This window comes from Enterococcus sp. (assembly GCF_022711995.1).
GTDB lineage: Bacteria > Bacillota > Bacilli > Lactobacillales > Enterococcaceae > Enterococcus_D.
In genome coordinates this window covers 1-8,294 of the sequence record NZ_JALAHI010000160.1, presented here as the reverse complement: position 1 = coordinate 8,294, position 8,294 = coordinate 1, and the positions used below count along the sequence as shown (strand labels likewise).

Annotated in this window: 7 protein-coding genes; all 7 read right to left on the bottom strand. The window is 35.8% G+C overall.

From position 1 onward, the window contains the following. Positions 1-156 precede the first annotated feature (156 nt). The 7 genes from Q0A12_RS15840 to Q0A12_RS15810 all read right to left on the bottom strand — a co-directional run bounded on the left by Q0A12_RS15840 (position 157) and on the right by Q0A12_RS15810 (position 8,096). Positions 157-1,779 (bottom strand): sugar ABC transporter substrate-binding protein, encoded by a 1,623-nt coding sequence (locus Q0A12_RS15840; protein WP_291293591.1) that lies wholly within the window; start codon positions 1,777-1,779, stop codon positions 157-159. A gap of 18 nt (positions 1,780-1,797) precedes the next feature. Then, positions 1,798-2,667: a carbohydrate ABC transporter permease gene (locus Q0A12_RS15835; protein WP_291293592.1), complete on the bottom strand. Its 870-nt coding sequence runs from the start codon at positions 2,665-2,667 to the stop codon at positions 1,798-1,800. Positions 2,668-2,695: 28 nt separating this feature from the next. Continuing rightward, positions 2,696-3,649: an ABC transporter permease subunit gene (locus tag Q0A12_RS15830; RefSeq protein WP_291293590.1), complete on the bottom strand. Its 954-nt coding sequence runs from the start codon at positions 3,647-3,649 to the stop codon at positions 2,696-2,698. A 15-nt stretch (positions 3,650-3,664) separates the two neighbouring features. After that, entirely contained in the window at positions 3,665-4,606 is a 942-nt protein-coding gene (locus Q0A12_RS15825; RefSeq protein ID WP_291293589.1) for an ROK family protein, read from the bottom strand. Positions 4,607-4,611: 5 nt separating this feature from the next. Continuing rightward, a complete protein-coding gene (locus tag Q0A12_RS15820) occupies positions 4,612-5,619 on the bottom strand; it encodes a LacI family DNA-binding transcriptional regulator (protein WP_291293588.1) in 1,008 nt (335 codons plus the stop codon). A 154-nt stretch (positions 5,620-5,773) separates the two neighbouring features. Beyond that, a complete protein-coding gene (locus tag Q0A12_RS15815; protein WP_291293587.1) occupies positions 5,774-7,213 on the bottom strand; it encodes a 6-phospho-beta-glucosidase in 1,440 nt (479 codons plus the stop codon). A 142-nt stretch (positions 7,214-7,355) separates the two neighbouring features. Then, on the bottom strand, positions 7,356-8,096 hold the full coding sequence (locus Q0A12_RS15810; protein WP_291293586.1) for a MurR/RpiR family transcriptional regulator: 741 nt from the start codon (positions 8,094-8,096) through the stop codon (positions 7,356-7,358). Positions 8,097-8,294 lie beyond the last annotated feature (198 nt).

Here is an 8,294-nt window from a genome sequence, read left to right as displayed (position 1 = left end):
GTAGCCAGTAATCAATGCACAAGGAACTGTGATGATTGGCAAACTAGAAAAGATGATTAATAGATTTAATAGCATCATTTGATACATTTTTTGTAGGAAACTGTATACTTCACCATCAATATTAAATATTTGTTTCATTACTGCCTACCACCTTTTTTATTTGATGCCTAATTTCTCTTTATTCTCAGCAATTTTCTCGTTTCTAATTGTCTCAATATCTGACCAACCATTTTGATCTAAAAATGTTGAATATGAAGAGATTACTTGATCAAATTCTTCTTCTGAAGAAGAGCGAATCAAACTAACTAATGTTGTATACCAATTTGTATTGATTGCAGAGAGATTACGTGCTTCTTGAGTCCCTGAACTAGGATCAATATTTTCTAGAATAAAATGAGGGTATAATTTTCCTTCTCCCCATTCTCTTGGCTGAATCAAGGCAGGTGTCTGAGTACTTTCACTAGCCATTGATTGATATTTATCATGACCAAAGAAAATAAACTCACTTAGTCGATACTCTTTTTTGAATCGATCTGAATCATTATCTTTCATCTCTTGCACTTCTGGCAGTAATTCAATTTTACCATCATTGTCATATTGGAAAGTCTCACCTTCAATACCAAAAGTAGTTAGAATACCACCGTATTCACTTTGTAAATAAGTGAAGATTTGCATGGCCTTAGCTGGATCTTTGGCACTTTTACTAATATAATTGATCATCCAACCAGTAATACCACTTTGATTTAGTTTAGGCTCTTTCCCCTCACTATTTTGTGGTCCATTGATTGCAATGTACTCGCCATTAGGATTTTCAGCTAACCAGCTTTGTAAAAAACCACTCATTTGTGCTGTACCACTAGCCATAATTGTGGCGTATTGACCGGATTTCACTTTTTCTTCAAAAGCTGTACCATCATCAGAAAAACTATCATCCGACAAATTTCCATCCTCATGAATTTGACGCAACACTTTTAACCAGTTTAAATACTCTTGATCTAGATTACGGTTATAAAAATTACCCTCTTTTGTTTCTAGATCAACGCCCAAATAGTCTTGGAAAACATCACCTAAAGATCCAGCCCCATCACCCAACGCATTGAAACCAAAAGGAACAAGTTCTGGATATTTCTCTTTGATAGATTTCATTCCCGCTATGAAATCATCCGCAGTTTCAAAATTATTCTCACCAATTGCCTTATATACATCTTTTCGAATCAAAAAGTTTGTGTTAGCAGGAATTAAACCGCTATCATAATCTTCTGATGTATTAGAATAATTGGGATATCCATACGTTTTTCCATCATCTAATTGAAACCAATTTAATGTGTCTTTTGCAGCTACAGTTTGCCAATAAGGATCATATTTATCTGCAAGTTCATCTAATGAATAGGCCCAACTATCAGCTTTTTGCGCAACTTGTGAGTTTGAATCAAAAATTGTGACGATATCTGCCATATCATTGCTTGAAAACATCGTATTTAAGTTAGTATCATCACCTTTGATAAATTTGACTTTGATGTTCAAATCTTCTTCCATTTTTTTTGTAACGACATCATTTCCCCATTCATCATTCCACCAATCAGCATTAACATACCATGTCAGTTCTGTGACTTCTTCCTTATTATCCAATTGCCATGCTGGCGTATTTTTATCTAGAGTATAACGCTCACTAATATCTACATCCTTTGCTTCTTGACTTGCGTTATCTTCTCCCCCTCCACATGCACCTAACAGCAACACCGAACTAAACAGCAGAACTAAATTTCTCAAGTTTTTCATTTTTTGTTTTCCCCTTTTCTATTCTTTAACAGCTCCGACCATCATTCCAGCAATGAAATGTTTTTGGAGTAATGGATAAATAATCAAAATCGGAATCGTTGTGACCACGATTGTAGCAAGTTGTACACCTTTGGTTGTACTTTCTGCCACAGCCGTTCCGATGTTTTGCATCCCTTGTGTCTGTGATTGAACAATGATCTCATATAGTTTCATTTGTAATGGGTAAAGAGCCTTATCAGTAATAAAAATTCTAGCTGTCATAAAGTCATTCCATTGGTTTACCCCATTAAACAAGGCAATTGTTGCTAGAGCTGGTTTGGACAGAGGTAAAAATATTTGCAAAAAAATGCGCCAATGACCTGCACCATCAATCATTGCCGATTCCTCTAATGAATCGGGTACATTTCTAAAAAAATTCATCAATATAATGACGTCATAATAACTTAACAGCGCTGGTATAATATAAACCCAGAAGCTATTTAACAAACCTATTTGTCTAAACAATAAGTATGTAGGAATCATCCCACCTGAAAAAAACATCGTAGTGATACCCATCGCAGAATATAATTTTCTGCCTTTCAGATTTGCTTTGCTCATAGCATAAGCCATCATGGCACAGAAAAATACATGTGTTAAAACACCAAAGATTGTTTTAGAAACTGAAATAAAGAAAGCTTGCAACATACTCCCATCTCTGAATACTGCTCGATAATTCTCTAGTGACAGTTCAGAAGGCCAGAATACAAAGTCACCTTTAGCAAGAACACTTCCAGAGGCGAATGATGATACCACCACATTCCACAAAGGAATAACGATAATCAAGGTGAAAATGGTTAAGATCAAAACATTGAAAATGTCGAATAAACGACTATCTACATCCTTTTTCATCACTTTTTTTTCCATACAACGCTCCTTTCTACAATACGGACGTATTGTCATTTAGTCGTTTGGTCATTTGATTTGAACATACCAATAAAATTACCGATACAATTGACACACCTAATCCAACTGCAGTAGCATAAGAAAAATCACCTTGCGCTATCCCCATTCTAAATACATATGAATTAATCACTTCCGCCTTCGCTTGATTTTGGTTATTCATCAAAACCATTGTCTGATCTAAGTTGGATCCCAGTAATCCACTTATAGTCAGAATCAAATTTAAGCTAATAATTCCTTTTAGCATTGGTAATGTAATTTTCATAATTTGTTGAAACCTAGTTGCCCCATCTATTTTTGCTGCTTCGTAATATGAGGGATCAATTTTAGATAACGTAGCTAAGTATAAAATTGTACCCCAACCAGTGTTTTTCCATATATCTGACAATACCGCAATCCACCAGTATTTATTCGTTGATAAAAGATAGTTTTCATGTTTGATTGAAAAACCAAGTCCACTCAATATTGTATTGAGTAATCCATTTGTTGACAGCCAATTAATCAACATACCGCCTAGAACAATCCATGATAGAAAATAAGGCATGTAAGAGATTGTTTGGACCAATTTTTTAAATACGCCTTGTCTGAGTTCAAAAATCAAGATTGCTAAAATAATCGGTAAAACAAAACCTATCAGTAGCTTCAAGAAGCTGATACCAAGCGTGTTTACAACTGATTCCCAAAAAAATTTATCATTTAATATGATCTGAAAATTTTCAAAGCCGACCCAAGGTGCTGTTTCAAGTGTGTCGATGACTGTATATTTTTTGAAGGCAATGATCAGCCCATAGATAGGAATAAAGTTAAAAATGATCATAAAGATAATTCCTGGCCAGACCATACTTTGCAATTCCCATTGTTCAAAAAAAACAGAGAACCATTTTTTTATCTTATTAGTAGAGCGTTTTGCATTTTGCACGGAAGTTTCCATCTGTTCCCCTCACTTTCAGTTTATTGTTGCCTCATTTAGAATCATTTTCTTTACTTGATATACTGCTCCAACCATGCCAGCATCATTCATCAATTTAGCTGCTTTGATAGGTGCGATCGTTTTTCCCACTAAATAATGAATACTTTGATGTCTTTCTGCTATTTTTGAAATGGTGGATCTCAATCGCTCTAAAAATAACGTGTTTGCACTTATGCCACCACCAATCAATACCAATTCGGGATCAAAACAACTGATCAAGTTCAATATGCCGATAGATAGATCTTCATAAAAACTATGAATGAGGTCGTGGGCAATATCGTCATCCTCTTCTTTAGCAAAAATTTCTTTTGCATCCCAAATTGGTTCGAACTTGGAATCTTTCTTTAACATTATTTCATTATAACGAGAACACAAACCACCAATCACTGCTGCACGCTGATTCAAAGACATCGCCTCTATGTCAACGCTTTCATTGATTTCCTTAATAACCATCCAGCCAAATTCGCCTGCCATGCCATGGGCACCTTTGATCAATTCATTTTGATAAATAATACCGCCACCTATGCCTGTTCCTAGAACCATACATAAGTAATTAGAAATCCCTTGAGCATGGCCAATCCATTGTTCTGCGATAGCAGCAGCATTGGCATCATTTTCGATAACAATTGGTACTTTCGTTATCTTCTGTAATTCTTGCTTTAGACGAACACCATAGATGGACTTGATTGCTCCTGCTGTAATCATTGTGCCGTGTTGATCAATAATTCCTGGTGCGCTGATTCCAATCCCTTCAATTGGTTCTTGCCTCTGACTCTCTTCAATAATTGTTTGTAGGTTTACCAAGAATTGATGTCTATTATCGATCGTTTTGATACTCTGCTTACAATAAACTTGTCCTTTATCATCAATAAATCCATATTTGATTGTAGTTCCACCAATATCTATTCCCAAATACATTTATCTCACTCATTTCTATTAAACTGATATACTGATTCGCCCTCAACCAATCTTCCCTTTAATACAAAGGATTTTCCTGAAACATCCCCATTGATCAGCTTTACTAAATGTTGCGTTGCAAGCTCCCCTTGTTCTTTGATTGGGTTCACAATTGTTGTTAAAGACGGTCGAAAATATTTCAACAGCTCGATTCCATCAAACCCAACGACACTAAAATCATTCGGCACATGATAGCCTGCATGTTCAATCGCTTTGGTTACGCCGATAGCACTAAGATCATTTCCCGCTAGAAATGCTGTTGGTAAATCTTTTTGCTGATGCAAAAATTTTTCTGTCGATTGATATGCGAAATTTTCTTCAAATCTTCCTTCTATTAGATAATGCGGCTTTAGAGGAATGTGTGCTTTTCTTAGTGCTTGCTGATATCCTTTGAATCGTTCATCGCTATCATAAACACCATCAAAGCCTTTGACGAATGCAATATTACGATGGCCTTTCGCTATCAGATAAGATGTTGCATATTCAGCGCTTTCATTGGAATTGAAAACAACACTACCAAATGTATGATCTTGAATATTACGATCAATAAAAACGGCATTGACGGATTCATTTCTTATTATCTCAAGATCTTCTTGATCAAGCATATCTTCAAATCCAATAAATCCATCTACAGCACCACCCAGAATACTCGTCAAGACAACTTCTTTTTCCATTGAAATAAACACATTTAAAGCGTAACCATGTTTTTCAACTTCTCTTGCTATGGACTCAATCAGAACACTAAAATACGGACCAGTGATACTTGTGGTATAAAATCCGATTCTTTTCGTCCGACTTTTCTTTAATTCCTTTCCCATAAGATTAGGCACATAATGAAGGTTCTTCGCAGCTGCTATGACCTTTGCTTTCGTCGATGCTTTAACAACATCAACGCCATTTAACGCTTTTGAAACTGTTGCGATTGACACATTTGCTTCTTTTGCAACGTCTCGGATTGTTGTTCGTGTATTCATTATCATCACCACATAAAAACGTTTTTATTTTTTTATCAACTTTATAAACAAACTATAAATAAAAACGTTTTCACATTCAATGGGTTTCATAAAGGTTGGTTGCTGTACCAGCTTAATGGCTTCTGTACCTTAATGAAACCCCTTGTACCAATCATCAGATGTCCGCTCCATTTGATGCAATAATACCTTGGTACCATTTAAATGAATCTTTTTTTAACCGCTTTAGTGTACCTTTTCCGTCATTGTTTTTATCTACATAAATCATGCCATAACGCTTCTCCATTTCACCTGAACCAAAACTCACTATATCTATGATTCCCCAAGGTGTGTAACCTAACAAATTAACTCCATCCTCTAAGACAGCTTTTTTCATTTCTGCTATATGTGCATGGATATAATCAATACGATATTGATCATGAATTTCATCATTTTCGACTTTATCATAGGCCCCAAACCCATTTTCAACAATAAACAAAGGTAACTGATACCGTTGGTCAAGGATATTCAAAGTGTATCTCATCCCAACAGGATCAATTTGCCAACCCCAATCACTTGCTTTCACATGTGGATTGCTTAACCATTTGGCTTTTGGAAAATCATTGATCATCTCGCCTTTCTCATCCAGAGTAGTGACAGTGCCTGACATATAATAACTAAAGCCGATATAATCAACTGTACCTTCTTTTAATATCTTCTTTTCTTCATCTGAGATATCAATAGAATAGTTTTTCCGATCCCATTCCTTTAGGACATATTGGGGTATCTCTCCTCTAGCATGGACATCACTATAAAAAAAACGTCTATTCATTACTTTCTGTGCCGCCATCTGATCTTCAGGTTTACTAGAATATGGATACACTGGAACGTATGCCACCATACATCCAATTTGAAATTTGGGATTAATTTTGTGTCCTAACTTGACAACTTGTGCACTCGCAATCAATTCATTTATAGCAGCTTGATAAATTATCTCTTCCTTATTCGCTTGAGTCTCATTTTGATCAAATAAAATAGCAGAATTAGTCCAGGTGTGTAAATCATGTTGTCCATCAGCTTGGTTATTGATTTCATTGAAAGTCATCCAATATTTGACTTTGTTTTTGTATCTCGTCATAACAGTTTCCGCATAACGAGTAAAAAAGGGAATTAATTGTTTATTCTTAAATCCACCATAAGCTTTATATAGGTGAAAGGGAATTTCGAAATGCGATAAGGTGATGACTGGTTCAATACCATTTGCACGTAATTCATCAAACAGATCATCATAGAATTTAAGCCCTTTTTCGTTTGGTTCTTTGTCATCGCCATTTGGAAAAATTCTTGTCCAATTGATAGATGTGCGCAATACTTTAAGACCCAATTCCTTAAACAATTGAATATCCTCTTTATAAAGATGATAAAAATCAATAGCTTCATGATTTGGATAATACCTATTTTCTATAACACCATCTGTAATTTCTCTGGAAATACCATTTCCTCCTGCGGTCATCACATCTGCAATACTTACACCTTTCCCCTCAACATTCCACCCACCTTCAACTTGATGTGCGGCAACAGCTCCACCCCATAAAAAATTTTCTGGAAATGTATTCATGATTCTTCATCCTCTCTTTATTCTCCTTGAGTATACAAAAAGTCCGATATTCATAGTGCATTTACTAATAAATTGGTACACGAGAAGCAAATTAGAAAAAAAAAGCACCTTGGTACACCAAGTACCAAGGTCATGAATAATTTCAATCTCTATCAAATGTAATTAGTTGACGCACAGCCTCTGATAAGGCTTCAATCAAAAACATACAGGGAATTTGACTTGTTAAATCCTCGTGCTTATTAATTCTCTTCACATCAACCGAATAATCTAATACAAAATCGCTCATTCTACCCAGTGTACTTGCAGAATCGCTTGTGATTACGACCGTTGTAAAGTCCGGGTTGTTTTTAAATCCGTTAAACAACTCTATGATTTCAGTTGTCCCTCCTGTAATAGATAACGCAAATACCATATTATCAGATGTATTTTTTAGTTTCGCAAAAATCGGATATGTATGATCGACTAATGCAAAACTATTACAGCCTAAAGTTGAAAATCGACGCGCAGCATACTCGCACATTGATGCAGAAGCACCAATACCATAAAAAATAATATTCTCACACTCAATCAGTTTCTCAGCCACTCGTCTCAATTTACTCTCAATGTTTTTAGGAAAATGATCAGCGCTTAATAACGTGCTTCCGCTAAGTATATCAGAGTTTTCAACCTGAGGCATCTTAGCATGCGACCGAAACTCCGTAAAACTTTCATAGCCTAATTTACGAATAAAGCGCATCACAGAAGAGGCCGATGTATGGGATTCGATGGCGATTTCTCTCACCCGCATATAAGGAATCTTGTCACTTTGACTGGACATATAATGATAAATTGCTCGATCTGTCTCTGATAAATCGTTGAAATCTATTTTTCCAAAAAAAGACATGCCTATCGCTCCTATTTTTTCATTCTTCTGATTCTACAGACTGAGTCTGTATCGACAACGGCTTCACAAAAAACAATTCCATTGGCTGTTCAAAACCCGGTACGTCCATAATCAACCCACCGGCATCTTTGTAGCCGCATTTTCGATAGAAATGCTGCCCACTTTCATCCGATTGGATTGAGGTCATACACATCCCAT